Here is a 26,202-nt window from a genome sequence, read left to right as displayed (position 1 = left end):
CGTGGTTAACAACTACTCACGGGTGAGGTTTCGGCGCACGGTCTGGTGTGCGTACCTGCTCGCGCTGGGCGTCACGATCTACACGCTGGGGCTGCCCACCGACCGCATCTACCAGGCGACGTGGATCGTCGCCGGCCTCGTCGCCTTCACGATCGACCGGCCGTGGCAGGACCATCTGCGCGTCGTGCGGGACTGGTTGCCGCTCATCGCCGCTCTCGTCGTGTACGACCTCAGCCGGGGCTTCGCCCACGAACTCGGGATGCCGGTGCGGGCGGAGGAACTGGTGTCCGTGGAGAGCTGGCTCTTCGGCGGCACCATCCCCACGGTGTGGTTGCAGGAGACTCTCATGCCCCCGGCGGGTGAGCTGCCGTGGTGGACTCTGCTCACGGGAATCGTCTACACCAGCCACTTCATCGTTCCGTGGGTGGTCGCGGCCGTCTTCTACGCGTACTCGCGCGACCTGTGGTCGGGGTACATGCGGCGGGTGCTGCTGCTGTCGTATCTCGGCCTGGTCACCTACATCCTGCTGCCGTCCGTTCCTCCGTGGCTCGCTGCCGAGGGGGACGTGATCTCCGGCAGCGTGGGCCGCGTCGCCGGATTCGGATTCGGTGTGGTCCCCACGGATGTCAGCACGCGGTGGCTGGAGGCGCAGAGCAACCCCGTCGCCGCGCTGCCGTCCCTGCACGCGGCGTTCGCCCTGCTCGTCGCCGTCGCGCTCTGGCCGTTCGCGAAGAACGTGTGGTCGCGGGCGCTGCTGGCCGCATACCCGCTCGCCATGGCGTTCGTATTGGTCTACGGCGGCGAGCACTACGTGGTGGACGTGCTGGCGGGATGGGCGTACCTGGGCCTGGCGATCCTGCTGGCACGGGCGTGGGAGTCCCGGACGACGGCGTGGCCCCGCCGAGTCGTCACCGCCGGCCGCCCGCGGCGTCGCTGGTGACCGGCACCTCGTCGAGAATGGGCTGGAGGAAGGGCAGGATGCGGCCTACGATCGCCTCGTTGTATGCGACCGGTTGCTGGTTCGGATTCGCGTGGCCGGTCCCGTCGAGCTTCGCGACCAGCAGCGCGCCGTCGGTCCCGCCGGACTGTTCGACGAGGATCTTCTGCGTGTAGTCGACGTCGACCACCGGGTCCTTCCACCCCGCGCGGGGACGCACGAACACGATCCCGGGCCGCGGCTTGTCGTCCGTCTCCGCCGCCAGCGACTTCAGGTTGTCGATGGCACCGGACGCGACGATGGTCTTGAACTGCGATTCGATCAGCCCGTTGCTCGCCACGTCCTCCGACAGCACCTTCTCGGTGAGGACCTCGTCGATGACGTCCCGGAACTCGTCGACGTCGACGTGCGGATACCAGTCCGACTTCGTGTCGAGGAACCTGCTCTGCCGGGCCGCGGTCTCCACCAGCAGGCGCATCGTCCGGCTCTCCCGCGCACCGGGGAGCCAGCCGATCCACCGCAGCATGTCCTCGCCGCTGTCCCGGCTTCCGGCCCGGACGGCGTGCAGGTCCACCGGGGTGCAGTCGAGCACCACTCCGATGAGGTTGGCGTCCGTGTCCTGGTAGATGTGCTGCGCGACTTCCAGCGCGACGACGCCGCCCATGCTGTGCCCGGACAGGACGATGTTGTCGATGCCCTCGTCGGCCGCGCGGGTGGCGATCAGTTCGCTGATCACCTTGGTGTCGATACCGCCGTTGTCGTATTGGACCGCCCATACCCGCCCGATCCGGTCGTACGACGACAGGGTGCGGGCGGTGTCGGTGGCATCCTTGTTGCCCAGCCCGACGAGGTCGACGACGGCGGTGTCGTGGTCGGCGGGCGACTGCGCGTCGTACACCTCGTGGATCTGTGGCTGGGTCAGTGCGAGGCGCTCGCGTTCGGGTTGCACGTCGTGAACCCAGTACTGTCCTCCGGCCAGGAGCAGGGGGACGGTCCCGAGCGCGACCGCGGCGAGGAAGCGCCGGGTGCGACCGAATTTCTGCCACTGGTGACCGAGCCGTGTCGCATGCAGACGCGCCTTGCGGCGGTCGTCGTTCCAGTCGGCCACGGTGGACGGATGGCGTGTCATTCTCTCCGACATCCACACCGATGGTACGCGCGGGAGCAGAGGGGCTCGGCTACGCGCGGGCGAGCTGGGTGTACTCCACCCCGGTCACCTCCACGGACTTCTCCCACAGGGCCGCCGCGAGTTTCGTGTTCCGTGCCCCACCGGTGCGCGGCGAACGCGCCACCGGTCCGCGAACTCCGAACAGGTCGTTCGGGCCCAGGTAGTCGTCGGTGCGGACGTCGGGCATGGTCGCCGCGTACAGCTGTCCGAGCGCGCCGTCCTTCTCGTCGTTGCCGATCACCCGCAATCCGAGGTGGGTCACGGCGAGAGCCCCCGGGATCGGCGGGACCATCGAGTCGAAGAGATTGGTGGCGGCGATGCCGGGGTGCGTCGCCACCGAGAGGAGCGGAAGTCCGGCAGCCGCACTGCGCCTGGCCAATTCGCCACTGAACAGAAGGTTGGCGAGCTTCGACTGGTTGTACGCGCCCATCCGGGTGTACTTGCGGCGGTCGAAGTTCAGGTCGTCGAGCACGATCCGGCCGCGGCGGTGCGCGATGCTCGCGAGGGTCACCACCCGTGGTGCGGGAGCGCCGAGGAGTGCCGGGAGGAGCTGTCCGGTGAGCGCGAAGTGCCCGAAATGATTTGTGCCGATCTGCAGTTCGAACCCGTCGGTCGTGCGGCCGAAGGGGACGGCCATCAGGCCCGCGTTGTTGATCAGCACGTCGATCTGCGCTGCGACCTCGCAGGCGTGCTGCGCCGCGTCGCGGACCGAGGACAGGTCGGTGAGGTCCAGCGGAACAAGATGGTGCTCGGCATCGCCGCCCGCCTTGCGGATCCGTGTGAGTGCGGCGGCGCCGGTCTGCAGATTGCGGCACGCGAGCAGGACCGTCGCGCCCGCACCGGCGAGGGCCGTCGCGGCGTGGAGTCCGAGGCCGTTGTTCGCGCCGGTGACGAGGACGGTCTTACCCCACTGGTCGGGGATGTCGTCGAACCCGAAGTGCCTGTTGTCGAGTGGTGTCATGAAGGAACCGTCTCCTCGGGGTGCGGTCAGATGTCCAGGACGACGCGCTCGCCCTGGGTGCGTTCGACGCAGAGCAGCATCTGGCCGGAGGTCCGGCCCTCGTGCTCCACGCCGACGGCGCAGGTTCCACAGAACCCCTGCCGGCAGGAGAAGGCAAGCCCGGGACGCACTTCGGAAATCGCGTCGAGCGCAGTCCGGTCGGCGGGGACCTCCACCACCTCACCGGTGCGGGCGAGTTCGGCCTCGAACGGCCGCCCGTCGACGATCGGCGGGGGCGAGAACCGCTCGTAGTGGAACTCGACACGAGACGGCAGGGCGTCGTCGATCGCCTCGATCATCGGAATCGGGCCGCAGCAGTACACCGCGGACGTATCGGTCACCGCGCCGAGCAGCTCTGCTGCGGTAGGCATTCCGCCGTCGTCGTCGGTGCGCACCGCCACCCGGTCGCCGAACTCTTCGAGCTGGTCCAGGAAGGGCAGCGACTCCCGGTTACGGCCGGTGTAGACCATCGACCAGGCGAGGTCGAGGCGATGGGCCAGACGCACCATCGGGAGGATGGGGGTGATCCCGATTCCGCCCGCGACGAAGTGCAGGCCGTCGGCGGTCGATCCGTGTCCGGGCAACGCCAGGGGGAACGCGTTGTACGGGCCGCGGACCTTCACCGACGCTCCGGGGTGCAGGACGTCGTGGACCTCGAGCGAGCCCCCGCCGCCGTCGGGAATGCGCCGCACCGCAATGGTGTACGCGCGACTGTCCGCCGGGTCTCCGCACAAAGAGTACTGACGCCTGCGCCCGGACGGCAGTTCGAGGTCGAGATGCGCGCCCGGCCGCCACCGGTCGAGTTCGCCGCCGTCGGGGGCGGCCAGGGTCAGGCTCACGACGTTCTCGTCGTGCGCCACCACTCTTCGCTCACGCACCAGCATCCGCCGGCAGCCGACGCTGACCGGTGGGGTGATGTCGGTGCGGTACAGGAAGCGCAGCGACCGCATGTACGCGGTGGCGACACCGGCGACGGCACGCAGCAGCGGGTCGCGTTGCCGCTTCCCCCACAGATCGCCCGGTACGGAGGTCGGTGCCGGATACGTCGGAGTCACTACGCCGCCGCCCTCGCGGCAGGCGACTTGGCCAGGTAGGCGATCGCCTGCGCCGTGTCGCCCTCGGCCTGCGGTGAGTACCGGGGGTCGAGGTATCGGAGGGCACCCCGGAACAGGCTCGACAGTCCGGGCAGGGAGCCTCGGCGCATCGCCGCGAGCAGCCCCATCCACAGGGAGAAGTAGCCGCGATCGCGCATCGTCGGGTCGGCGTGCACGATGAACTTGAGCCCGCGCGTCATCACCACCAGGAACGCGAGATACGACACCAGCATCGCGAGGTTGCGCCGGATGTACCCCACCCCGAAGTACATGGCGACGTCGTGAGCGACGTTGCGATGTTCGACCTCCTCCGCGCCGTGCCAGCGGTACAGGTCCGTCATGGCGGGGTCGGCGTCGAAGTCCTCGAGGCGCGCGTTCAGGATCCAGTCGCCCAGGAATGCCGTCATGTGCTCGATGGCGCCGATGAATGCGAGCCGTTCGACGAGCTGCTGACGCTGAGCGCGGTCGCTGCCCATCTCCCTGCGGCCCAGCACCTTCCTCATGAGGTATTCCGACTGCAGCACGAACGGCCGCGGATCCACGTCGTGTGCGTCGAGGAACTCGTACAGCACCACGTTGTGGGTCTCGGCGTGCATCGCTTCCTGCCCGATGAACCCTCGGACGTCGGCGCGGAGTCGGTCGTCGTTGATCAAGGGCAGCGCCTCGGTGAACGTCGCGCAGAACCACCGCTCCCCCTCGGGAAGGATCAGGTTGATCGCGCTGAGTGTGTGGGAGGCGATCGGTTCGCCGGGAATCCAGTGCAGCGGGGTCCGGGACCAGTCGAACTTCACGTTGCGTGCCTGCAGGGTCACGTCACCGGGGTCGACGTCGATCGCGTCGGCCTTCTTTCCGTTCCGCAGTGCCATCAGTGATCTCCTCGAAGTCGGCTTCGGGCGAGGGGCGCCGTTCGGCCGCGTGGCCGCCGGTACCGCGAGACACGATGAGCGTTACTCGCGGTTACGTTTTGTGCGAGTCGAGTGTCACACCGGCGAACTTCGGTGTCAACCACTACTGCCGTTGTCGGAACACGGTCCCGTACCCTGGGTATCGGCACAGGTCCAACGAGCAATCGGAGCGCAGGCGAAGTGGCAGAAACAGACACCCCGCGGTCGTGGGACCGGCGGGCACGCGCCCGTGAGGAGTTCATCGACGCCGCCTACCGGGTGATCGACACGCACGGCCCACGCCCGAGCATGAACGACATCGCCAAGGAGGCGGGGGCGACGAAGCCCCGGCTGTACCGGCACTTCGCAGACAAGGCCGACCTCTACAAGGCCATCGCCGACCGCACCACCCGCGACGTCTACAAGCTGGTGGCGCCCAAATTCAACTTCCTGCTCACCACACCGCACGAGGCGCTGAACCACGCCATCACCGGCTACGCCGAAGTGGTCGCCGAGCACCCGAACGTCTTCCGCTTCCTGGCGGACGGCGAGCTGAAGCAGGACGGCGCGGGATCCGCCCTGTCCCTCGACGTCGAGCGCGACCTCACCGACCGGCTGGCCGGCGTCGCGTCGACGATCTTCGAGTCCGTGTCCGCCGAAGTTTCCGACGTCCGGTTCACCGCCCGCGCCGCGGTCGGGATCATGGTCTCGACCACCGACCTGTGGCTCGAGTCGTCGAAGGGTTCCGCGAAACCGGACACCGAGTACTTCGTCGGCCAGGTGGCGCCCCTCGTGTGGGGCGTGCTCGACGCATTCCTCCGCCGTAACGGGATCGAACTCGATCCCACCGAACCGCTCTACCTTGCGCTTGCCCGCATCAACGCCCCGTGAGTACTTGTCAACCGCCCGCGGTTGACAAGTACTCACGGCGGAAGCGACTGGACTCGGGGCAGAGGGCGGCGACCGGGGCGACGTCCGCCGCGTAGTCGACGTCGCGGAGCGTCGGCAGCGACAGCACCTCGGCGCCTGCCGCGAGGAGGGCCTCCCGGGTGAGGCGTCCGGTGTCCGGGCTCGACGTGGGGACCGGGCGTATCGCCTCCGTCGCGACCGCGTCGGGCACGCCGAGGATCCACCACCCGCCGTCCTCCGCGAGTCCGAGGACGCATCGGCCCTTTCGCTCGGTGAGCAGGTCCGCCGATTCCGTGAGCAGTTCCGCCGTCACCTGCGGTGTGTCCATACCGATCTGAAGAATCGGCAGGCCGAACGCGGCGAACGCGTCGGCGTGGGCATTCACCAATCGCTCCGCGAAATCCGCACCCCGTTGCGGCAGCACCGTGAAACAGTCCAACGCCGCCGCGATGTCGGTGCCCCGGACGGCCCGGCCGAGATCGCCGGTCATCGCCACCGCCCGCCGCGCGACGCGGACGCCGGTGACGGCGTCCAGGGTGTCCAGCAGCGAGGCGGCGGCGAGGTCGGCGGCCCGGGCGTCGCCGACGTCCCGCGCGAGCCGGGTCTTCGCGAACCCGGGCACCGGTGCCTTCGCGACCACCAGTACTGCGACGTCGAGGATCATCCGATCACCTTCCAGAAGTCGTGGACGGCGACGACGGTGCCCTTCAGTGAACCCGACACCTTCGACGCGCCGGCGGTGCGCGGCCGGTAGGTGATGTCGCGCTCCACGACCCGCCAGTGGGCGCGGCCGGCGAGCACGAGAAGCTGCAGCGGATAGCCCGACCTGCGGTCGTCGACCCCCAACGCGAGGAGGTCCTGCCTGCGTACGGCTCTCATCGCCCCGAGGTCGTGGACCGGGAGGCCGTACCGGCGTCGGAGTCGTGCGGCGACGACAGCGTTGCCGATCCTGCTGTGCAGCGGCCACGTTCCACGCCGATCGGCGCGGCGCCGCCCGACGGCGAGGTCGGCGCCCGACTCCAGCGCAGAGACCAGTCGAGGCAGTTCGCCCGGGTTCATCGAGCCGTCGCCGTCCAGCACGCAGACCACCGGAGTCTGCGCTGCCAGCACCCCGGCGTGCACGGCCGCACCGTATCCCGGGACCGGCTCCCGCACCACCGTCGCGCCGTGCGTGCCCGCGACTGCGGCGGTGTCGTCGGTGGAGTTGTTGTCCACCACCACCGTCCGGTAGTCGCGGGGCACCGCGGCCAGCACTCCGGGCAGGGACCCGGCCTCGTTCATGCACGGGATGACGACGGTGACGTCCCGCGCTGAGATCGGCGCGCGCTCAGACACGGGGAGGTCCCGCCGGCGCAGCATCCCTCAGGGGTGCGTGCGCGAACGCCGCGATCCCCTCGGCGGGCATGATCCGAGCCAGGAAGCCCAGCCGCTCGCGGGCCAGGCGGGGGTCGGCGACGATGTGCCGCACGTCGCCGGGTCGGTATTCGCCGGTGACGACGGGTTCGGGCCCTCCGTACGAACGCGCGAGTGTCGCGGCCACCTCGCCGATCGTGATCGGTTTTCCCGAGCACACATTGAACGCCGAGAATCCCGGCATGGCAGCCTCGACCGCGGCCACGTTCGCCGCCGCGACGTCGTGGACGTGCACGAAATCCCTTGTCTGCCGACCGTCCTCGAACACGCGCGGAGGGTCGCCGTTCTCGAGGGCGGAACGGAACATCGCGGCCACCCCGGAGTACGGGGTGTCACGCGGCATGCGATCGCCGTAGACGTTGTGATAGCGCAGAGCCGTCACGGAACCGCCGGTGGCCAGAGCCCAGGCGAGTGCGTAGTGCTCCTGGGCGACCTTGCCTGCGGCGTAGAGACTTCGCGGCCGCAGAGGCGAATCCTCCTCCACGAGTGTCCACTCCAGGGGATCGCCAGTGTCGGGATCCCTCTCGTCGAAGATTCCCGCGGCCAGGTCCTCGGTCCGGCGGGCGAGCGGCTCCACGAACTCGCCCCGCCCGTTGCGATACCTGCCGTCCCCGTAGACGACCATCGAGGACGCGAGTATCAGTTTCCCGCAACCCGACTCGTGCATCGCGGCGAGCAGTGTCGCTGTACCGAGATCGTTGTGGCTGGCGTAGGCCGGGGCATCGCTCACATCCACACCGGCACCGACGACGGCGGCCTGATGGCACACGACGTCGACACCCCTCAGCAGTTCGATCAGAGCGGAGAGGTCGCGGACGTCGGCGCGTCGCACACCGTCCGGCGGCTCGACGTCGGCACCGTGCGCGGACGGGAGCAGCGCGTCCACGGCCACGACGTCGTGGCCGGCTTCGGTCAGCGCGGTGCGGACGTGACTGCCGATGAATCCGGCTGCGCCAGTGAGTAGTACCCGTGTTTCCGTCATGGCAGCTCGATCGGCAGGTTCACACCCTCGTGGACGCGGCAGGTTTCGCAGGGGCCTTCGGGGGCGGCGGCGATCGCGGACCGCACCAGCGTCTTCAGGGGCCCGAGGTTGCGCTGGAACTCGGCGAACACGTCCACGGCGCGCACACCGTCCCCCGACTCGATCCCCGCGTCGAGATCGGTGACCAAAGCGATGGTGGCGTAGCACATCTCGAGTTCCCGGGCGAGGACCGCCTCGGGGTGGCCCGTCATGTTGACGAGGGTCCAGCCCTGCCGGGCGAACCACACGCTCTCCGCTCTGGTCGAGAACCGTGGCCCCTCGACCACCACCAGCACACCGCCCTCCACGGTGCCCGGCCGGGCGGCGGCCTTGCGCAGGTCGGAGCAGTACGGGTCGGCGAACTGGACGTGCACGCCGCCTCCGTCGAAGTACGTCTGCGTGCGGCCGCTGGTGCGATCGACCAGTTGGTCGGGCACGACCATCGAGCCCGGGCCCAGGTCGGGGGTGAGGCTGCCGGCGGCGCAGGGTGCGAACACCTGCCGCACGCCCAGCGTGCGCAGCGCCCACAGGTTCGCGCGGTACGGGATGGTGTGGGGCGCGAATTCGTGCCGGGCGCCGTGGCGGGGGAGGAACGCCACCTGCCTGCCCTCCACGTCGCCGACCGTGATCGGAGCGCTGGGGTTGCCGTACGGAGTGTCGATCGTGACTTCCGCGGCGTCCTCGTCGAAGAACGAGTAGAAGCCGCTCCCGCCGATCACGGCGACGTCCGCGCGGGCCGGTTCGCGTGCACTCATTGCGGTCATGCAGTCAATCCTCCGTCGTTATGCTGGGCGCGAGTGCGACTTTCGCCGAAGGAGATGACGTCATCGGATCCCCGCAGCGCGCCGAGGAGCGGAATTTCCCGTACCGCGACGTCGTGGGCGCCGCGCTCGCACTGATCCTGGTGGTGGTCGCGTTCGTCGTCCCGCGCCTGGGAAACGAGACGATCACCCCCATCGTCCACCGCACCGCGGAGAGTGTGCGGGACTTCGCGGACGCCGCGCCGCTGTTCGGATTCCGCGACGTGCACGTCGGGTGGGGGACGCCGATCGCCATCGCGGTCGCGGCGGCGGTCGTGTTGTGGGGGCCTGGCCTGGCGCAGACGCTGGCGTGGCGTCGTCTCACGGTGGGAGTGTGGCTCGGGTCCGCACTGTGGGCGATGGCGCTCGCGCTGGTCGACGGCTGGCAGCGCGGGTTCGCCGGGCGCCTGACCTCCACCGACGAGTATCTCCACGAGGTTCCTCGCGTCACGGACATCCCCGCGACGCTGCGCGGCTTCGCGGGCCGGATCCTGGACCTGCAGCCCGATTCGTGGACCACCCACGTGTCCGGGCATCCGCCCGGTGCGCTCCTGACGTTCGTCTGGCTCGACCGGATCGGGCTCGACGGCGGTGCCTGGGCGTCCGCGCTGTGCGTCGCGGTCGGGTCCAGCGCCGGTGCCGCCGTGATCGTCGCGATCCGTGCGCTCGGTGACGAGGCCATGGCTCGGCGCGCGGCCCCCTTCCTCGTCCTCGCACCCGCCGCGATCTGGGTGGCGGTGTCGGCGGACGCACTGTTCGCCGGCGTGGTCGCGTGGGGGATCGCCCTGCTGGCCCTGTCCGCGACCCGGACCGTCCCGATCCCCGCGCTCGTCGCCGTGGCGGCGGGCGTGCTGCTCGGCTTCGGTGTCTACCTCAGCTACGGGCTCACACTGATGGCGATTCCGGCGGTCGCCGTCCTGGTGATCGCGCGCACGGCCCGCCCGTTGGTCGGCGCTCTCGCCGGCGCGCTCGCGGTGGCGGCTGTGTTCACGCTGTACGGATTCTGGTGGTTCGACGGCTACCAGCTGGTGCAGGAACGGTATTACCAGGGCATCGCGTCGGATCGCCCCTTCGCCTACTGGGGCTGGGCCAACTTCGCGTCGCTCGTCTGCGCGGTGGGGTTGGCGGTGCCCGCCGCGCTGCCCCGGGCGTTCGCCTGGTCCCGGGTGCGGGCGCGGTCGCCGGTTCCCGTCCTCGTGCTCTCGGCGCTGCTGGCGGTGGTGATCGCGGACCTGAGCGCGTTGAGCAAGGCGGAGACCGAGCGGATCTGGTTGCCGTTCGAAGTGTGGCTTCTCGCCCCCCCCCTCCTGCCGCGCGGAAGCCACCGGTTCTGGCTCGCGGTGCAGGCCGCCGGTGCGCTGGCCGTCAACCATCTGCTGTTCACGAACTGGTGACGGCCGGCGCATCCGAGGTGCCGTTCGGGGGCAGACGGTCACTTGGTCGCGATCGTGATGGTGGCGATTCCGACCAGCAACCCCGGCTTCACGGCGTCGGTCTTGAACGTCTCGTTCAGCAGTCCGGCCGCGTCTTCCGAGATCTTGACCTCGGTTCCCTGCAGGATCGCCGTGTCGTTCGGTCCTGTCTGCAGCGGCTTCAACGTGCGGCCGTTGAGATCGAACAACACCGCATCGGTGGCCGCCGACGCACCGTTGACGCTGACGTCGCCGGTGAGCAGCGACGTTCCCGGGTCGATCGCGAAATCGGTGAGTTCGACGACGGTGCCGGGGGCCGCCAACGACAATCCGCTGCCGTCGTGCATGATCTCGCCCTGTACGTAGGGATCGACCGTGCCCGGCTCCCAGTACTTCACGTTGCCGCCGGTGATCGGGAAGCTGACCGATCCGTCGGCGAGCGCCGCCGTACCCACCACTCCGGGGGTGAGGCCGAGCGTCGTCAGGGCTCCGGTGAAGCCGGAATCCAATGCGACGGCGGTACTCACCCCGGTCAGGTTGTCGACCTGGGCGACGGGTGCGGGTTGCGAGGATGCTGCTGCGCTCACATTCGACGCCGCATTCGAATCGTTGCTCGAGCACGCCGCGAGCGGGGTCAGGGCCAGGGCGCCGATGGCCGCTGCTACGAGTGCTTTTCGATAGTTCGACATGATGATCAAACAACCTTTCCGGAGGAAGGAGGGGTGGGTGGATGTTCACTAGGTATTCGGTGCGGCTCCGCCGGCGGATGGGAGCTCTTACGCCCATTCCATCCGCACGAAGTACCGATTGGCGTGCTGCAGAACATCGATGACGCTCAGTCCGGCAGCGCGGGCGACCCCGGACATCGCCGCGACACCCACACTCGCCCAAGCGAACCACTCTCCGGCCAAATGATCCGTCTCCCAGCGCAGCAACTCGTGACGGACCCCCGGCGTGGTCGGCGGATCCACCTCGGCGATCACAATTCCGTGAGGTTGCAACAGTTCTCGTGCGCGACGGAGAACCCGCACGGGTTCGCCGCCGATGCCGATGTTGCCGTCGGCGAGCAGCACCCGGTCCCAGTGCCCGGACCGCGGAAGCGGCGCGAAGATGTCCCGGTGCAGCGCGAGGCCGCCGCGTCGGATCGTGAGTTGTACTGCGGCGAAAGATGAATCGACGCCCAGCGCCGCAAAGCCGGCCGAGACGAGTGCCGCGGTGAGGCGGCCCGGTCCGCAGCCGAGGTCCACGGTGGCGCCGTGACAGCCGGTGAGCATCACCCGGTCCGCGATCCGATCGGAGAGCGAGGATGCGTCCCCGCCCATCCACCGGCCCACCGGCAGCGGGCGACGCGTTCCCCGTGCGTCGCGCACCCAGCACGGGAGTCCCGCCGACGCACGCCGCATCAGGAGGTCCGTGGATACGTCCGTTCTCCTCATGAGCCGCTCACGGTGTCACCAGCCTTGCGGGACAACGCGAGCCGGGTGGCGTACGCGATGGCGGACACCGCGAAGAATGCGGCGGTGAGCAGCAGCCAGCGGTCGAGGAACGGTTCTTGCGTCAGCCCCGTCGCCGCGAGATACGCGTCGGCGCCCTGCTCGATGATTCCCGGCAGGAACAGCAGCAGCGTGAGCCCGGACGCGAGCGCCGGTACCCGAAGGTAGTTCAGTGCCGAAACCGACCGCGGTCGGGCAGTTCTCCTGCCCCGCATCGCGTTCAGCCCGGACGCCAAGGATCGGTCCGCGAGCGCGTACAGCGGGAACAGCACGAGGTCGTGGGCGATCACTGCGCCGAGGAACCATACGGCGATGGACTTCCACCACACGTCCTGATTCCACAGATTCTGCGGACCCACCACCGCCACCGCATATCCGGCGAGGGCGAAGCTGAACAGCACGGCCAGCAGATGCAGTGGGTTAGCGCCGTAGAAGCGGGCGAATCGGCGCATCTCACGCCTCCCGGAATTCGATGGCCTGCACCCATTTGGTGTTGTGGACGCCGGGCAGGGCGGGAACGATGATCCGGGCGGGGTAGCCGTGGTCGAGGGACAGGTCCGCGCCGTTGACCGCCAGGGCGAGCAGGGCGTCGGCGTCGCGCACCTGATCCGACGTGAGCACCGCCTGGTTGAACGCCCCGGACCGTTCCAGCGACGTCACCTTCGCCGACGCGAACGCCGTCACCCCGGCGGCGTCCGCGAGGTCACGCAGTCGCACGCCCGTCCACGTCTCGGTGGTGGACCATCCCTCGACGCACGCGATCGGAAGAGAGGCGGTGTGCGACGGCATGGCGCGCAGTTGACTTCGGCTCAGCTGCACGGGTGCCGCACCACCCGTCACCGAGAGACGCCAGGTGTCGCCGATCTGCTCCAGGGTGATCTGCGCGGCCGCAGCGGTGCGGTTGATCTGAAAGTCGTTGGGGCCGTCGCCGTACGAGCGACCGCGGGGGAGGAGCAGCGCGGCATTGCGCAGGAACCCGCCGGTGGTCTGCCCGACCGACAGGACGGCGACCAGCGCGGCGCCGCCACCGACCAGGGCGAGGGCGCCGCGGCGGCTGATGGTGGGCGGGGCGGGGTCTTCGGCCACGAGGCCGTTCTCGTCCGGCGGTTCGGGGTGCGTGTCCGCGCGGGAGGTGCGCAGCACGTCCCGGAACGACCGGGAACGCAGCGACCTCACCATCAACGGCACCTTCAGGATCGTGTGCGTCACGAACCCGGCGATGAAGACCCACGCGCCCCAGTAGTGGGCCGTGTAGAAGTCGAAGCCGAAGATGTAGTCGTACTGGATGTTCAGGACCCCGGTGATGATCTCGAACAGCGCGCCGCCGACCAGGGCGATCAGTGACAGACGTTCGAGCGCCTGCGCCGGCGACCGCACCGGCGGAAACACGAAGAGTTTCGGGATCACCGACCACAGCTTGGCGAGCACGATCGGCACCAGGATCAGTCCGAGCCCGACGTGCAGCCCCTGCGTGAGCCGGTACAACCACGACGGCCGGGTGGGCCACGCGAAGTACGGAAGGTGCAGCCACCCGACGTCGCCGGGACGGGCCTGCCCGAACTGAGGCCCGTACGCGATGTACGAGAGCAGTCCCGTGACGATGACGACCGGAAGCCCGATCAGCAGTACGAGGCCGAATACCGAGGTCAGCCACGGTCCGCGCAGTGGACTGCGTAATCGTGGGCCGCGAGAGTGGTCGGTCATGGTGTATCAATCCCTCCGGCTCGATCATCTCGAGCCTCAGAGGTAATTCGGTGCCGCCGCCGTGCAGGACTGCTGTGCCCGTGAGTACTTATTAACCGCCCGACGTTAAGAAGTACTCACGGGTGCGAACCGTGCCGGATCTTTTCGCGGGGCTGGTCGTACCGGACCATCTCGTATCCGATCATCGCGAGCAGGACCGCGGTGAGCACGCCGAGGGTGGCGAGGGCCGGGATGTGCCCGACGACGGGGATCAGCGCGATCAGCACGACCGCCGTCACGACGCGCGGCACGGTGACCGACCTCGTCGCGTACGCCTTGAACGCGACCAGCGCGAGGAGGTACAGCGCCGCGCCGCCGAACAGTGCGATCAGCGGCCAGCCGTACAGCGGGTCGGTGAGCCGATGATGGTTGCCGTCGCCGACGTACGACAGGATCTTCTTCAGGCCGAGTGACAGCATCACGACCCCGATCACCATCGGCAGGTGCAGGAAGCTGTAGCAGTTGCGGGCGATCTTGATCTGACGCGCACCTGTGGCCTCCTCGAAGGCGTGCTCGACGGCCAGTGATGTGACGTCGAAGTACGACCACCACAGCAGCCCCGACACCGCGAGTCCCAGCAACGAGGCGACGATGATCGCCCAGGAGATCGGCAGGCTCGCGACGCCGATGCCGATCGAGACGATCGACTCGCCGAGCGCGACGATGATGATGAGGCCGTGTCGTTCGGCGAAGTGGCTGATCGACCGCAGCCGCCAGTCGGTGCCGCCGATCAGGGTGCCGATGTAGTCGCCGGCGAGGGCGAGGATCCACATCACGGTCTGCGCCGTGCCGGTGAGCTGCGATGCGATGAGCAGGAACGCGGTGCCGGTCACCATGCTCGGCGCGAAGCGCAGCACCTGACCGCGCAGTTGGGGGTCGGTGCGGCTGATCACCCAGAACATCACCAGGTGCAGTAGGCGGACGACGAAGTAGCCGAGGGCGAAGATGACGGGGCCGTCGAGTCCGCCTGTCAGGTCGTCGAACGCCTCGGGGATCGTCAGGGCGGTGATGAACATGGCGCCCATAGCACCGAACATCACCACCCGCACGATGCCCTCGTCGGCGCGGACGAGGTTGCAGAGCCAGGCGTACCCCACCCAGCTCCACCACAGGACGGCCATCACCAGTGCGCCGCGCAGCAGGTTCACCCCGGTGGGGTCCTCGGCCATCAGATCGGTGACGCGGGTGAGGGCGAACACGAAGACGAGGTCGAAGAACAGTTCGAGCGGCGACACCGACGCTCGTTCTTCGACGAGGCGGGGACGCAAACGATGGGCAAAGGTCACGGGGAGAATGCTGCCACCGGACGGCGACGCGGGAAAGTCCTACGAACTGCGACGATCCGTGGGGTCGGGCTCAGCCTTTCGTTCGGGGGTGCCGACGGGGGTGCGGGGGATCCGCCCGGTCCGCCGGCTGCCGCGGCCGGGAACGTCGTCCTCAGCGTCGCATGCAGGGCGTCATCGAAAATCATCCGAACAGGGTGAAAGCCCGTGAGACGGTCTCGAACCGGATTATGCTCGGAAGATGGCCGGAATTCTCGTGGGAGATCCCGGATTACTGTGACCGAGCCCTGATCCCGGTGCCATCCGCGGACCTGGTCGGCATGCACGAAGAGAGGTTTTCCGGTGAACGATATCGACCCGGAGGATAGCGGGCCCATCGATTATCTCGTGGTGGAGTTCCCGGCCGACCGAAGACCGGACGGATCGGCATTGGCGATACTCCGCGACCTCGTCGAGCAGGGCACCGTGCGAGTGCTCGACCTGGTCTTCCTTCGCAGGGAAGCGGACGGTTCCGTCGTGGCGATCGACGTCGTCGACGTCGGACTCGAGGGCGACATAGATGCGTCGCTCTTCGCCGAGGCCTCGACCGGCCTGCTCGACTTGGCAGACATCGCCGACGCCGGATCCGTGCTCGAGCCGGGTGCTTCGGCTGCGGTACTGGTCTACGAGAACAGTTGGGCCGCACCGCTCGCAACCGCCCTGCGTCACAGCGGAGCGCAGCTCGTGGCGTCGGGTCGCATCCCTGTGCAGGGCATCCTGGCGTCACTCGACGCGCTCGAAGCCAGAAACTGAAACCGAGGACAACATCATGCCCGGACTCCTCCGCGGAATCGCCCGCACCGCCGTCATCGCCGGAACAGCCACGTCCGTGTCGAATCGAGTGTCTCGACGCCAGGGTCAGCGGTGGGCGGCGAAAGAGCAACCGCAACAGCAACCACAGCAGCAACCGCAGCAGCAACCGCAGGCACCGCAGAACGAGGCCCCGGCCTACTCCCAGGAACCCCCGCCGCAGGCTGCCCCCACCCCCTCCGCGGGAGGAGGGAGCGTCGACCGGATCGCTGCTCTGAAGGATCTCGGAGAACTCAGAGCGCAAGGTGTGCTCACCGAAGCCGAATTCAACGCCGAGAAGGCGAAGATCCTGGCGTCCTAGGACGACCCCGGCAGTCGCCTACTTCATCCACGGCATGAAGGTCGCGAAACCGGCGGCGACCACCCGCTGATACGACGACCCGATGACGCGGGCCAGCACGTCGAGGGCCTTCGCCTCCCAGCCGATGATCACCCGGGCTTTCCCCTTGCGGACTCCGTCGAGGATCGTCGTCGCGGCCATCTCGGGCGAGTGCAGGGCCAGCCGCTTGTCGAAGAAGTCCGCGAAGGTCTGTGCGTCCTCGTCCTCGGCGACAGTGGCGTTGCGGGCCACGGCGGTCTTGATGCCTCCGGGATGCACGCACGTCACCTCGACGGGGTGCTTGGCGATCAGCATCTCCTGACGCAGCGATTCGGTGAAGCCGCGCACAGCGAATTTCGCGGCGTTGTAGGCGCTCTGGCCCGGCACGGCGATCAGCCCGAACAGGCTCGAGATGTTGACGACGTGCCCGTCGCCGGACGCGATCAGATGTGGCAGAAAGGCTTTGGTCCCGTTGACGACGCCCCAGAAGTCGACGTCCATGATCCGCTCGATGTCCTTGAACTCGGACTTCTCGACGTTGCCGTTGTAGCCGATGCCGGCGTTGTTGTAGACCTGGTGGACCGTGCCGAACGTTGCGACGACGGAGTCTGCGTATTCCAGCATCTCTTCCCGTTCGGCGACGTCGATTCGGTCGGACCTGACCTCCGCGCCCAGCGCCTTGGCCTGGCGGACGGTGTCGGCGAGTCCGACGGTATCGACGTCGGAGAGGGCGAGCTTCGCACCCCTGTTCGCGAGATCGAGGGCGAGGGCCCGGCCGATGCCGGATCCTGCTCCGGTGACGACGGCGACTTTTCCTTCGAACGTGCTCATGTGGTTGCAACCTTTGCTGTGTCGGGGTGAATCGTCTGAATGTGACGGCGCAGTGCCGCGCCGAGGTCGGTGACCGCCTCGCGTGCCTCGGCGAGGAGGCTGACCTGGAGGTGGAAGTCGTGCCAGAGGTCGTCGAACCGGCGATGGTGGAGGACGCCCGCCGCAGAGGCGACGGCTGCTTCGATCTTCTCGGCGTCGACGGAGATCGGATCGTCGCCGGCCGTGTGCATGACGATCGGCGGCAGACCCGTCATGTCGCCGTACACCGGGGAGATGCCGGGCGATCTCGGATCGTGCTGTCCGGCATAGCGCGGGACCCATTCGGCCGTCATGGACGGCAGGATCAGGGGATCGCGCAGCACCGGTCGCGACCGGTCGGCGTCGATCGCGAGGTCGGCCCACGGGCAGATCAGGCCGAGCGCGGCCGGGGCGGGGAGGCCACGATCACGCAATGCCGTCGCCAGCGCCAGCGTCAGTCCGCCGCCGGCGGAATCCCCCGCGACGATGGTGGTGTCCGCGTCGAGGCCGTCGTCGAGTAGCCGGGAGTAGACCGCGACCATTTCCTCGAGGGCAATCGGGTAGCGGGATTCCGGCGAGCGTGAGTAGTCGGGGATCACCGCCGTCGTCCCGGCGGCTGCGGCGAGGTGCGCGACCAGGCCGCGGTACCCCTTCGCGCTTCCGAGGGCGTATCCGCCGCCGTGGAGGTAGATCAGCGTCCCCCCGGTGGTGTGCGCCGGCCGCACCCGCACGACGGGGACGCCGGCGACCGTGTCGCGCTCGAACCGGGTGCCACGCGGTGGGCGGGCGGCGGCCGTCACCATCTCGACCATGAGGCGCTTCGCCCCGACGGGCACGCGGTGGGACGCGAACAGTGGGCGTGCGCTGCGCAGGCAGGCCCGGATGGCACCCCGGCTGACGGTACTCATGCCGGCGCGCCGAACTGCAGAATTCCGTCGTGAACGGGGTCGTCGAGGAGCATCGTGGAGTCCTTCTCGTAGTGCATGAGAACCTTCCACGGCGCCGTGGACCCCTGGCGGGGCATGACGTCCTTGCCGCGCTGCACGTACCCGGACTGCAACTGGTCGAGCATGCCGATGTCCATCGCGGAGTTCTCGACGTCGCGGGGCGTCGCGACGGTGTGACCGCCCTCGTCCATGTACCGGAGCAGCCGGCACAGGTAGGCGCCCGCGATGTCGGACTTCAGGGTCCACGGCGCGTTGGTGTAGCCGAAAACCCAGGCCAGGTTGGGGATTCCCTCGACGAGCACGCCCTTGTAGGTCATCTGACCGTGCAGCGGACGGGGCTGCCCGTCCACGGACAGTTCCATTCCGCCGAGCATCTGGATCTTCAGGCCGGTGGCGGTGACGACGACGTCCGCCTCCAGTTCCCGTCCCGACTTCAGCAGGATGCCTGTCTCGGTGAACGTGTCGATGTGATCGGTGACGATCGATGCGTCTCCCGACGAGAGCGCGGTGAAGAGGTCCGCGTCCGGCACCGCGCAGAGGCGTTCGTCCCACGGCATGTAGTTCGGCGTGAAGTGGCTCATGTCGAATTCGGGGCCGAGGCGTCGTCGCACCTGCCAGAGCAGGAATCGCCGCATCTGCCGCGGCCACCGCCGGCACGCCAGGTAGAGCCCGCGCTGGAGGGCGATGTTGCGCTTGCGTCCGAACGAATACACCCACTCGGCGGGCAGGAATCGGCCCAGCACCTCGGAGATCTTGTCGAGGGCGGGGATCGAGAAGATGTACGACGGCGAGCGTTGCAGCATGGTCACGTGCTCTGCATCGCCGGCCATCGACGGGACCAGGGTGACGGCGGTGGCGCCGCTCCCGATCACGACGACCTTCTTACCGGTGTAGTCGAGGTCCTCCGGCCACTGCTGTGGGTGGACGCACCGGCCCCGGAATCGGTCCGTGCCCGGGAAGTCCGGAAGGTGGCCGGCGTCGTAGTCGTAGTAGCCGGTGCAGCTGACCAGGTACCCGCAGGTGTAGGTGCGGATGTCGCCGGTCGCCTCGTGCAGGGCGGTCACCGTCCAGCGTTCCTCGGCCGTCGACCAGTCCGCCCCGACGATCTTCAGCCCGTAACGGATCTTGTCCTCGATGCCGAACTCCCGCGCGGTGTCCGCGATGTACCGGCGGATCGACGCACCGTCCGCGAGCACCTTCGAGTCACGCCACGGCCGGAACTTGTAGCCGAACGTGAACATGTCGGAGTCGGAACGAATACCGGGGTAGCGGAACAGGTCCCACGTACCGCCCAGCCGCTCGCGGCGCTCCAGCACCGCGATGGTCTTGTGGGGGAACTCGGCCGTCACCTGGCAGGCCGTTCCGATGCCGGACAGTCCGGCACCGATGATCAGAACGTCGAAATGTGTCGTGCTCATGGCTTCCTCGCGCTTCTGCCTGCTGGGTTCGCAGGATGGGGTACAAACAGAATGACTGTGTGCCACGTCACAGGTCTTGACACTTTCGGACATGCTTTTAGCATTTCCCGACATCGTTCCCGGCGAGAGGAGAGTTGACCCCGTGGGAAGTCTGATCCGGGCCACGAACCTCTGGGGGTACGGCGACCTGATGCGGGAGCTGGGCGCCGACCCGGAGTCGTCCCTCGCGCGCTTCCACATCCCACCGGGAGTCGAGCACGAGGTGGACGCGTTCGTGTCGTTCGAGGCGGTCGTGCACGTGCTGGAGGCCGGTGCTACCGATCTGGACTGCCCGGACTTCGGGCTCCGGCTCTCGCACTGGCAGGGCCTGGACATCCTCGGGCCCGTCGCCGTGATCGCGCGGAACGCGCAGACCGTGCACGGCGCATTCGAGGCGATCGCCCGCTACTTCTACGTGCACTCGCCCGCCCTGAAGCTGACCGTCGAGCCGCGCACCGGAGGTGACGTCCGGTTCGTCTACGAGATGACGGAACCGTCGCTGCCCTATCTGCCGCAGGGATACGAGCTGGCCATGGCCAATGGTGTCCGCATCCTTCGGCTGCTCGCCGGCCCGGATGCGCGTCCCTCGCTGATCTCGTTCGTGCACGACCAACTCGGGTCGGATGCCGCCTACCGTGGTGCGCTGGACTGCCCCGTCCTGTTCGGGCAGACGTGGTGCGGGTTCGAACTGCCCCGAGCCCTGGCGGACCGGCGGATCGACAGCGCAGATCCGGAGACCCGGCGCATCGCCACGAAATACCTGGAAACGCATTACCTACCGAGCACCGCGGCGCTGTCCGAACGCGTGGCCGAGTTGGCCCGGCGTCTGCTGCCCACCGGCCACTGCAGCGCCGAGGCCATCGCCGACCAACTGTCGATGCATCCGCGCACGCTGCAACGGCGGCTGGCCGAGGAGGGTGTGCGATGCCAGGATCTCATCGAACGGGAACGTCGCGCCCAGGCGGCGAGATACCTCGCCGAACCGGGATTTCATCTCGGCCAGATCGCGGGACTGCTCGGCTACACCGAACAGAGCACCCTCAACCGTTCCTGCAGGCGGTGGTTCGGGAAGACGCCGAGGCAGTACCGGGCCGACCTGCACCCGTGAGTACTTGTCAACCGCGGGCGGTTGACAAGTACTCACGGGCGTAGCCTTAACCGACGTTTACATAGTCGCGGAAGGCACTCATGGATACCACCCTGTCCACCGTCCGGCGCCGGCCGAAGGATCGCAAGGAGCAGATCCTCGAATCCGCACGTGCGCTGATCGTCGAGCTCGGGTACCGGAATGTGTCGATGGCGCAGATCGCCGACCGGGTCGGGATCACCGCCGGCGCGCTGTACCGCCACTTCTCCAACAAGTCGGTGTTGCTGGGGGCGGTCATCGGGCAGAGTTTCGACGACGTCACCCCGACGTTCGGTTCGCGGGTGACGCTGGCGGGCGCCTTGGCGGTGAGCTGCGAACATGCGGCAGCTCACCGGGACGTCGGCGCACTGTGGTGGCGCGAAGCACGCAACCTCCCGGACGATCTGCGGGACGGGCTGCGCGACCGTCTGCGGGCGGTCAATCGGCAGTACGCGGATCTCGTCGAAGTGGAGAGGCCACACCTGGGGAATGGGCAGGCCGAGGAAGTGGCGTGGGGGGTGCAGGCCGTGCTTGCGAGCCCCAGCTCGCACGCGTCGCGGATTTCCGGTCCCGAGTTCGCGGCGCTCCTCACGTCGGCGTGTGAGGCCCTGTGTGCAGTCGAACTCGCGCCGCCGACGCCATTGCCCAAGCGGGCATCGGCGCGACTCGAGCCGGTCTCCAAGCGTGAGAGCCTGCTCGGCCACGCCATCGTCCTGTTCGGGGAGAACGGGTACGAGGCGACGGGGCTGGACGACATCGGTGCGGCCGCCGGGGTGTCGGGCCCCAATCTGTACAGCTATTTCGACAGCAAGGCGGAGATCCTGGAGGCGGCCATCGAGCGCGGCACCAGCGCGCTCTGGCTGCTGTTGCACTCGGTGCTGCGGGAGAACGAACTGCCGGAGCGCGCGCTCGAAGATCTCGTTCGCGGCTACGCGGAATTAGCTTTGGACAGAACGATTTTGACGTCTCTTCTGCAAACGGAACAGGTGACCCTGTCCGACATTGCTCGCGCCCGGCAGCGCGAATACGTCGCGGAGTGGACCGCGTTGCTCCGCGCTTGCCGCCCGGACCTGGAGGAGACGCTCGCGAGGGTTCTGGTGCACACCGCGCTGAGTGTCGTGCACACCCTCGCGCGCATCGAGCACCTCCGCGCGAATGCGTCCTTCCCGGCCGACCTCGTGGCGATGACCCTGGCAGTGCTCTTCTCGCACTGATCGTCCGCGGACCTCTCTCGGCATCAGTCGATCGAAGATTCCCCCTTCCCAATGAAGTAAATGCCGGTTAAGGTGACTGGCATCACTTCATGATGAGAGGACGGAAATGGTCAACGATGTCCACGTGGCCGGGGTAGGAATGATCCCCTTCACGAAACCGGGAAAGAGCGGCAACTACGCCGACATGGGGGAGGCTGCGGCGAGGGCTGCGCTCGCCGATGCGGGAATCGACTACGCGCTCGTCCAGCAGGCGTATGTCGGCTATGTATACGGTGACTCAACCTCGGGTCAGGCCGCGCTGTATGGCCTGGGTCAGTCGGGGATCCCGATCGTCAACGTCAACAACAACTGTTCGACGGGATCGTCGGCGTTGTGGCTGGCGCGGCAGGCGGTGGCCAGTGGCACCGTCGACTGCGCCCTCGCGCTCGGATTCGAGCAGATGGTGCCCGGCGCCCTGGGTTCGGTCTTCACCGATCGTCCGGGGCCGATGGTGCGGCAGGAAGCGATCCGGGACGAGGTGCAGGGCGTCGATCCGCAGGCACCGATGGCGGCGCAGTTCTTCGGCGGAGCCGGTCAGGCGTACGTGGACGAGTTCGGGATCGATCCGGCGATCTTCGCCGAGATCTCGGTGAAGGCCCGCAAGCACGCCGCGAACAATCCCAACGCGGTGTTCCGCAACCTGGTGACCGTCGAGGAGGTGCTCGCGTCCCCGAAGATCTACGGGCCGCTCACCCGGCTGCAGTGCTGCCCGCCGACGTGCGGCGCCGCCGCCGCGGTGGTCTGCACCCCCGAATTCGCCCGCAAGCACGGACTGAACGCCGACGTGGTGATCCGCGCGCAGAGCCTGACCACCGACACCCCGAGCACGTTCGAGTCCAAGGACATGCGCAAGGTCATCGGATACGACATGGCCGCGGCGGCCGCGCACAACGTGTACGAGACCGCCGGCGTCGGCCCGGAGGACATCCGCGTCGTCGAACTCCACGACTGCTTCACCACCAACGAGTTCCTCACCTACGAGGCGCTCGGACTCACCCCGGCCGGGACTGCGGAGAAGTTCATCCGCGACGGCGACAACACCTACGGCGGACGAGTCGTCACCAACCCGTCGGGTGGGCTGCTGTCCAAGGGCCATCCGCTGGGCGCGACGGGCCTGGCCCAGTGCGCCGAATTGGTGTGGCAGCTGCGTGGCCAGGCCGGAGCCCGTCAGGTCGAGGGCGTGAATCTCGCGCTGCAGCACAACCTCGGTCTCGGCGGCGCCTGCGTCGTCACGCTCTACCAGAAGGTGGACGCGCGATGAGCCTCGACCGCTCCGTCATCGGCCGCGAATTCCCCGCGGTGTCCCTGCTGATCACGCGCAGCCGGCTGCAGAACTTCGCGAAGGCCACCGGGCAGCACGACCCCGTCTACCTCGACCCCGACGCCGCCAAGCAGGCCGGTCACCGCGACCTGCCGGTGCCGCCGACGTTCGTGTTCGGCATCGAACTCGAGGCCCCGAACCCCTTCGCGTTCCTCGAGGACCTGGACGTCGATCTGCGCACCGTCCTCCACGGCGAGCAGCAGTTCGACTACCACCGGATGGCTTACGCCGGTGACGAATTGACCGCCGCGAGCCGGATCACCGACATCTACGAGAAGAAAGGTGGCCTGCTGGAATTCATCGTCCGCGAGACCACCGTGACCAACCAGGACGGTGCCCGCGTCGCGGTGATGCGCGGCGTCACCGTCGTGCAGAACCGGCCCGGAAAGGACGCGTCATGACCGTCTTCACACCCGAGGTCGGCGCCGGCGTGCAGCCTCTGCGCATCGACCCGATCTCCCGCACGACGCTCGCCCTGTTCGCCGGTGCGTCGGGTGATCACAACCCGATTCACATCGATCTCGACGTGGCGAAGAGCGCCGGGCTCGACGACGTCTTCGCGCACGGCATGCTGTCGATGGCGTATCTCGGCCGCCTGCTCACCGATCTCGTTCCGCAGCAGCAGCTTCGCTCCTACAAGGTGCGCTTCGCGTCCATCACCCCGGTGCACGGTCAGCCCACCTGCACCGGCACCGTCACCTCGATCGACGAGGTCGGCGGCGAACGCCTCGTCACCGTCGAACTGAAGGTCGCGCTCGCCGACGGCACCGTCACCCTCCTCGGCGACGCCGTCATCGCACTCGACTGACCACACGAACACACCACTCTCGAAAAGGAACACCGAATCATCATGGGAAAGCTCGAAGGAAAGACCGCCATCGTCAGCGGATCCGGACGCGGCATCGGACGCTCCATCGCTCTCACCCTCGCGCGTGAAGGCGCCAACGTCGTCGTCAACGACCTCGACACCGCGCCCGCACAGGCGGTCGTCGACGAGATCACCGCCGCCGGTGGCAACGCCGTCATCTGCGCGGGCAACGTCACCGCCCCCGACTTCGGCGAGCGCTTCGTCGGCACCGCCACCGGCGAGTTCGGCGGGCTCGACATCATCATCAACAACGCCGGCTACACCTGGGACACGGTCATCCAGAAGATGGGCGACGACCAATGGGACGCCATCCTCGACGTGCACCTCAAGGCGCCGTTCCGGATCCTGCGGGCCGCGCAGCCGGTGATCAGCAAGGCAGCCAAGGCGGAGAAGGAAGCCGGGACCCCCGTGCACCGCAAGGTCGTCAACATCTCCTCCATCGCCGGTCTCTACGGCAACGCCGGCCAGGTCAACTACTCGTCGGCGAAGTCCGGGATCATCGGCATGACCCGCACCCTGGCCAAGGAGTGGGGCCGCTACAACGTGAACGTCAACGCGGTCGCGTTCGGTTTCATCGAGACCAGGCTCACCGAGGTCGCCGCCGACGGCGACGCGACCATCGACATCGAGGGCCGTGAGATCAAGGTCGGGGTCAACCCGCATCTGCTCACGGCGATGAAGGCGATGATTCCGCTCGGCCGCCCCGGCACCCCCGACGAGGCCGCGGGCTCCGTCGTGATGCTGACCTACCCCGAGTCCGACTACGTCAGCGGCCAGATCATGGTCACCGGCGGCGGATACGAAGGATAGGACGACGCGGATGCCCTCCACCACCTACACCTCGTCCTGGCGCGACTCCGACACCACCGCGCTCGGCGAGCTTGCCGACAAGTTCTTCGCGAGAGAGCTCACACCCCACCGCGACAAGTTCGAGCAGCAGCACTACGTCGACCGTGACGTCTGGACCAAGGCCGGCGAACTCGGGCTGCTGTGCTGCTCCATCCCCGAGGAATACGGGGGTGGTGGAGGGACGTTCGCTCACGACCTCGCCGTCGTCGAGGCCCAGGCCCGCGCCCTGGACACCGGCTTCGGCAACACCGTCCACAGCGGTATCGTCGCGCATTACATCCTCGCGTACGGCACCGAGGAACAGCGTCGCCGCTGGCTTCCCGGCATGGCCACCGGGCAGACCATTACCGCGGTCGCCATGACCGAGCCGGGTGCCGGTTCGGACCTGAAGAACATCAAGACGACGGCCCTCCGCGACGGCGACCACTACGTGATCAACGGCGCGAAGACGTTCATCTCCAACGGATCACAGGCGGATCTGATCGTCGTGGTCGCCAAGACCGATCCCGCGGCAGGCGCGAAGGGGGTGTCGCTGATCGTCGTCGAGACCGCCGACTGCCCCGGATTCACCCGCGGACGCATCCTCGACAAGGTCGGACAGCACGGCGCGGACACATCGGAGCTGTCGTTCGAGGACGTCCGGGTGCCCGTTGCGAATGTGCTCGGTGGCGAGGAAGGTCGCGGGTTCGGCCAGTTGATGACGCAACTGGCGCAGGAGCGGCTCCTGATCGGAGTGACCGCGGTCGCGACGATGGAGGCTGCTGTCGCGGAGACCGTGTCCTACACCAAGTCCCGGAGCGCGTTCGGCCAGACGATCTTCGACTTCCAGAACACGAAGTTCGTTCTCGCGGAATGTGACACGGTCGCGCATGCGGCGCGGGTGTTCATCGATTCGTGTATCGAGCGCCACATGAGCGGAAACCTCGACACGACCACGGCCGCGATGGCGAAGTGGTGGCTCACCGAACAGCAGTGTCAGGTGATCGACCGGTGTGTGCAGCTCTTCGGCGGTTACGGCTACATGCGCGAATACCCGATCGCCCGCATGTACGCCGACGCCCGGGTCCAGAAGATCTACGGCGGATCCAACGAAATCATGAAGGACCTCATCGCTCGATCGCTCTGAACACACGACAACTCGGTACGGAGGCAGGAATGAGCTCGTCCCCGGTCATCAGGTGCGGCGTCGCAGTACGTACGCATGCGG

Annotated in this window: 28 protein-coding genes; 12 read left to right on the top strand and 16 right to left on the bottom strand. The window is 68.0% G+C overall.

Translation table 11 applies throughout. The annotated features are described in order from the left end of the window. Position 1: 1 nt before the first annotated feature. Positions 2-940, top strand: coding sequence for a phosphatase PAP2 family protein (locus tag OYT95_RS15815; protein ID WP_128640214.1), 939 nt, complete (start codon positions 2-4; stop codon positions 938-940). Here OYT95_RS15815 and OYT95_RS15810 read toward each other — a convergent pair. The 4 genes from OYT95_RS15810 to OYT95_RS15795 are packed head-to-tail and all read right to left on the bottom strand — an operon-like array spanning position 909 to position 5,065. Continuing rightward, complete coding sequence (locus tag OYT95_RS15810) at positions 909-2,078, bottom strand: alpha/beta fold hydrolase (protein ID WP_268791913.1); 1,170 nt, start codon at positions 2,076-2,078, stop codon at positions 909-911. The genes OYT95_RS15815 and OYT95_RS15810 overlap by 32 nt on opposite strands. A 37-nt stretch (positions 2,079-2,115) precedes the next feature. Further along, on the bottom strand, positions 2,116-3,066 hold the full coding sequence (locus tag OYT95_RS15805) for an oxidoreductase (protein ID WP_268791912.1): 951 nt from the start codon (positions 3,064-3,066) through the stop codon (positions 2,116-2,118). Positions 3,067-3,092: 26 nt separating this feature from the next. Then, a complete protein-coding gene (locus OYT95_RS15800) occupies positions 3,093-4,160 on the bottom strand; it encodes a PDR/VanB family oxidoreductase (protein WP_112300572.1) in 1,068 nt (355 codons plus the stop codon). Continuing rightward, entirely contained in the window at positions 4,160-5,065 is a 906-nt protein-coding gene (locus OYT95_RS15795; RefSeq protein ID WP_268791911.1) for a metal-dependent hydrolase, read from the bottom strand. Before OYT95_RS15795 ends, OYT95_RS15800 begins: the two co-directional genes overlap by 1 nt. Before the next feature lie 219 nt (positions 5,066-5,284). Between OYT95_RS15795 and OYT95_RS15790 the strand changes: the two genes are divergently transcribed. Then, positions 5,285-5,974: a TetR/AcrR family transcriptional regulator gene (locus OYT95_RS15790; protein WP_268791910.1), complete on the top strand. Its 690-nt coding sequence runs from the start codon at positions 5,285-5,287 to the stop codon at positions 5,972-5,974. Between the two features lie 7 nt (positions 5,975-5,981). Here OYT95_RS15790 and OYT95_RS15785 read toward each other — a convergent pair whose 3' ends face one another. From OYT95_RS15785 to OYT95_RS15770, 4 genes are read right to left on the bottom strand one after another with little or no spacing between them, the layout of a single operon-like run. Continuing rightward, a complete protein-coding gene (locus OYT95_RS15785) occupies positions 5,982-6,656 on the bottom strand; it encodes a TIGR04282 family arsenosugar biosynthesis glycosyltransferase (RefSeq protein ID WP_112300570.1) in 675 nt (224 codons plus the stop codon). Further along, complete coding sequence (locus OYT95_RS15780; protein ID WP_268791909.1) at positions 6,653-7,351, bottom strand: glycosyltransferase family 2 protein; 699 nt, start codon at positions 7,349-7,351, stop codon at positions 6,653-6,655. The genes OYT95_RS15785 and OYT95_RS15780 overlap by 4 nt, the downstream gene beginning before the upstream one ends. After that, the gene (locus tag OYT95_RS15775; protein WP_268791908.1) at positions 7,320-8,387 is read right to left on the bottom strand and encodes an NAD-dependent epimerase/dehydratase family protein; all 1,068 of its coding nucleotides are present in this window, start codon (positions 8,385-8,387) and stop codon (positions 7,320-7,322) included. Before OYT95_RS15775 ends, OYT95_RS15780 begins: the two co-directional genes overlap by 32 nt. After that, positions 8,384-9,190, bottom strand: coding sequence for an S-methyl-5'-thioadenosine phosphorylase (locus tag OYT95_RS15770; RefSeq protein WP_128640206.1), 807 nt, complete (start codon positions 9,188-9,190; stop codon positions 8,384-8,386). The genes OYT95_RS15775 and OYT95_RS15770 overlap by 4 nt, the downstream gene beginning before the upstream one ends. Positions 9,191-9,210: 20 nt before the next feature. Here OYT95_RS15770 and OYT95_RS15765 point away from each other — a divergent pair, with 20 nt between their 5' ends. Continuing rightward, entirely contained in the window at positions 9,211-10,620 is a 1,410-nt protein-coding gene (locus OYT95_RS15765; RefSeq protein WP_268791907.1) for a hypothetical protein, read from the top strand. Positions 10,621-10,658: 38 nt separating this feature from the next. Here OYT95_RS15765 and OYT95_RS15760 read toward each other — a convergent pair whose 3' ends face one another. The 5 genes from OYT95_RS15760 to OYT95_RS15740 all read right to left on the bottom strand — a co-directional run bounded on the left by OYT95_RS15760 (position 10,659) and on the right by OYT95_RS15740 (position 15,160). After that, complete coding sequence (locus OYT95_RS15760) at positions 10,659-11,327, bottom strand: hypothetical protein (protein ID WP_037229322.1); 669 nt, start codon at positions 11,325-11,327, stop codon at positions 10,659-10,661. 87 nt (positions 11,328-11,414) lie between these two features. Beyond that, the gene (locus tag OYT95_RS15755) at positions 11,415-12,074 is read right to left on the bottom strand and encodes a class I SAM-dependent methyltransferase (RefSeq protein ID WP_037229151.1); all 660 of its coding nucleotides are present in this window, start codon (positions 12,072-12,074) and stop codon (positions 11,415-11,417) included. Beyond that, entirely contained in the window at positions 12,071-12,583 is a 513-nt protein-coding gene (locus tag OYT95_RS15750; protein WP_037229149.1) for a hypothetical protein, read from the bottom strand. The genes OYT95_RS15755 and OYT95_RS15750 overlap by 4 nt, the downstream gene beginning before the upstream one ends. Before the next feature lies 1 nt (position 12,584). Continuing rightward, positions 12,585-13,835 (bottom strand): molybdopterin-dependent oxidoreductase, encoded by a 1,251-nt coding sequence (locus tag OYT95_RS15745; protein WP_268791906.1) that lies wholly within the window; start codon positions 13,833-13,835, stop codon positions 12,585-12,587. A 116-nt stretch (positions 13,836-13,951) separates the two neighbouring features. Beyond that, a complete protein-coding gene (locus OYT95_RS15740; RefSeq protein WP_268791905.1) occupies positions 13,952-15,160 on the bottom strand; it encodes a low temperature requirement protein A in 1,209 nt (402 codons plus the stop codon). A gap of 339 nt (positions 15,161-15,499) precedes the next feature. On the opposite strand from OYT95_RS15740, the gene OYT95_RS15735 reads away from it, so the two are divergent. Both OYT95_RS15735 and OYT95_RS15730 read left to right on the top strand, forming a co-directional pair. Further along, a complete protein-coding gene (locus OYT95_RS15735) occupies positions 15,500-15,949 on the top strand; it encodes a DUF6325 family protein (protein ID WP_268791904.1) in 450 nt (149 codons plus the stop codon). Positions 15,950-15,965: 16 nt separating this feature from the next. Next, positions 15,966-16,307, top strand: a complete 342-nt coding sequence (locus OYT95_RS15730) for an SHOCT domain-containing protein (RefSeq protein ID WP_112300564.1) — start codon at positions 15,966-15,968, stop codon at positions 16,305-16,307. An 18-nt stretch (positions 16,308-16,325) separates the two neighbouring features. On the opposite strand, the gene OYT95_RS15725 is transcribed toward OYT95_RS15730, so the two are convergent. The 3 genes from OYT95_RS15725 to OYT95_RS15715 are packed head-to-tail and all read right to left on the bottom strand — an operon-like array spanning position 16,326 to position 19,539. After that, entirely contained in the window at positions 16,326-17,156 is an 831-nt protein-coding gene (locus OYT95_RS15725) for an SDR family NAD(P)-dependent oxidoreductase (RefSeq protein ID WP_037229134.1), read from the bottom strand. Next, complete coding sequence (locus tag OYT95_RS15720) at positions 17,153-18,082, bottom strand: alpha/beta hydrolase (RefSeq protein WP_268791903.1); 930 nt, start codon at positions 18,080-18,082, stop codon at positions 17,153-17,155. The genes OYT95_RS15725 and OYT95_RS15720 overlap by 4 nt, the downstream gene beginning before the upstream one ends. Beyond that, on the bottom strand, positions 18,079-19,539 hold the full coding sequence (locus OYT95_RS15715) for a flavin-containing monooxygenase (protein ID WP_268791902.1): 1,461 nt from the start codon (positions 19,537-19,539) through the stop codon (positions 18,079-18,081). The genes OYT95_RS15720 and OYT95_RS15715 overlap by 4 nt, the downstream gene beginning before the upstream one ends. Before the next feature lie 190 nt (positions 19,540-19,729). On the opposite strand from OYT95_RS15715, the gene OYT95_RS15710 reads away from it, so the two are divergent. The 7 genes from OYT95_RS15710 to OYT95_RS15680 all read left to right on the top strand — a co-directional run bounded on the left by OYT95_RS15710 (position 19,730) and on the right by OYT95_RS15680 (position 26,121). After that, positions 19,730-20,686 (top strand): AraC family transcriptional regulator, encoded by a 957-nt coding sequence (locus OYT95_RS15710; RefSeq protein WP_409372714.1) that lies wholly within the window; start codon positions 19,730-19,732, stop codon positions 20,684-20,686. An 80-nt stretch (positions 20,687-20,766) separates the two neighbouring features. Further along, on the top strand, positions 20,767-21,918 hold the full coding sequence (locus OYT95_RS15705; protein WP_268791901.1) for a TetR/AcrR family transcriptional regulator: 1,152 nt from the start codon (positions 20,767-20,769) through the stop codon (positions 21,916-21,918). Between the two features lie 106 nt (positions 21,919-22,024). After that, a complete protein-coding gene (locus OYT95_RS15700) occupies positions 22,025-23,218 on the top strand; it encodes a lipid-transfer protein (protein ID WP_037229125.1) in 1,194 nt (397 codons plus the stop codon). Continuing rightward, positions 23,215-23,679: a MaoC family dehydratase N-terminal domain-containing protein gene (locus OYT95_RS15695; protein WP_112300560.1), complete on the top strand. Its 465-nt coding sequence runs from the start codon at positions 23,215-23,217 to the stop codon at positions 23,677-23,679. Before OYT95_RS15700 ends, OYT95_RS15695 begins: the two co-directional genes overlap by 4 nt. After that, positions 23,676-24,086 carry a MaoC/PaaZ C-terminal domain-containing protein gene (locus OYT95_RS15690; protein ID WP_268791900.1) on the top strand — a complete coding sequence of 137 codons (411 nt, stop codon included), beginning with the start codon at positions 23,676-23,678 and terminating at the stop codon, positions 24,084-24,086. Before OYT95_RS15695 ends, OYT95_RS15690 begins: the two co-directional genes overlap by 4 nt. Positions 24,087-24,128: 42 nt before the next feature. Continuing rightward, a complete protein-coding gene (locus OYT95_RS15685; RefSeq protein WP_012689569.1) occupies positions 24,129-24,956 on the top strand; it encodes an SDR family NAD(P)-dependent oxidoreductase in 828 nt (275 codons plus the stop codon). A 10-nt stretch (positions 24,957-24,966) separates the two neighbouring features. Beyond that, the gene (locus tag OYT95_RS15680) at positions 24,967-26,121 is read left to right on the top strand and encodes an acyl-CoA dehydrogenase family protein (RefSeq protein WP_112300559.1); all 1,155 of its coding nucleotides are present in this window, start codon (positions 24,967-24,969) and stop codon (positions 26,119-26,121) included. The last annotated feature ends 81 nt before the right edge of the window (positions 26,122-26,202 follow it).

It is taken from the genome of Rhodococcus sp. JS3073, assembly GCF_026810085.1.
Classification (GTDB): domain Bacteria; phylum Actinomycetota; class Actinomycetes; order Mycobacteriales; family Mycobacteriaceae; genus Rhodococcus_F; species Rhodococcus_F wratislaviensis.
The sequence above is the reverse complement of the archived record's forward strand: the minus strand, read 5'-3'. Positions and strand labels throughout refer to the sequence as shown.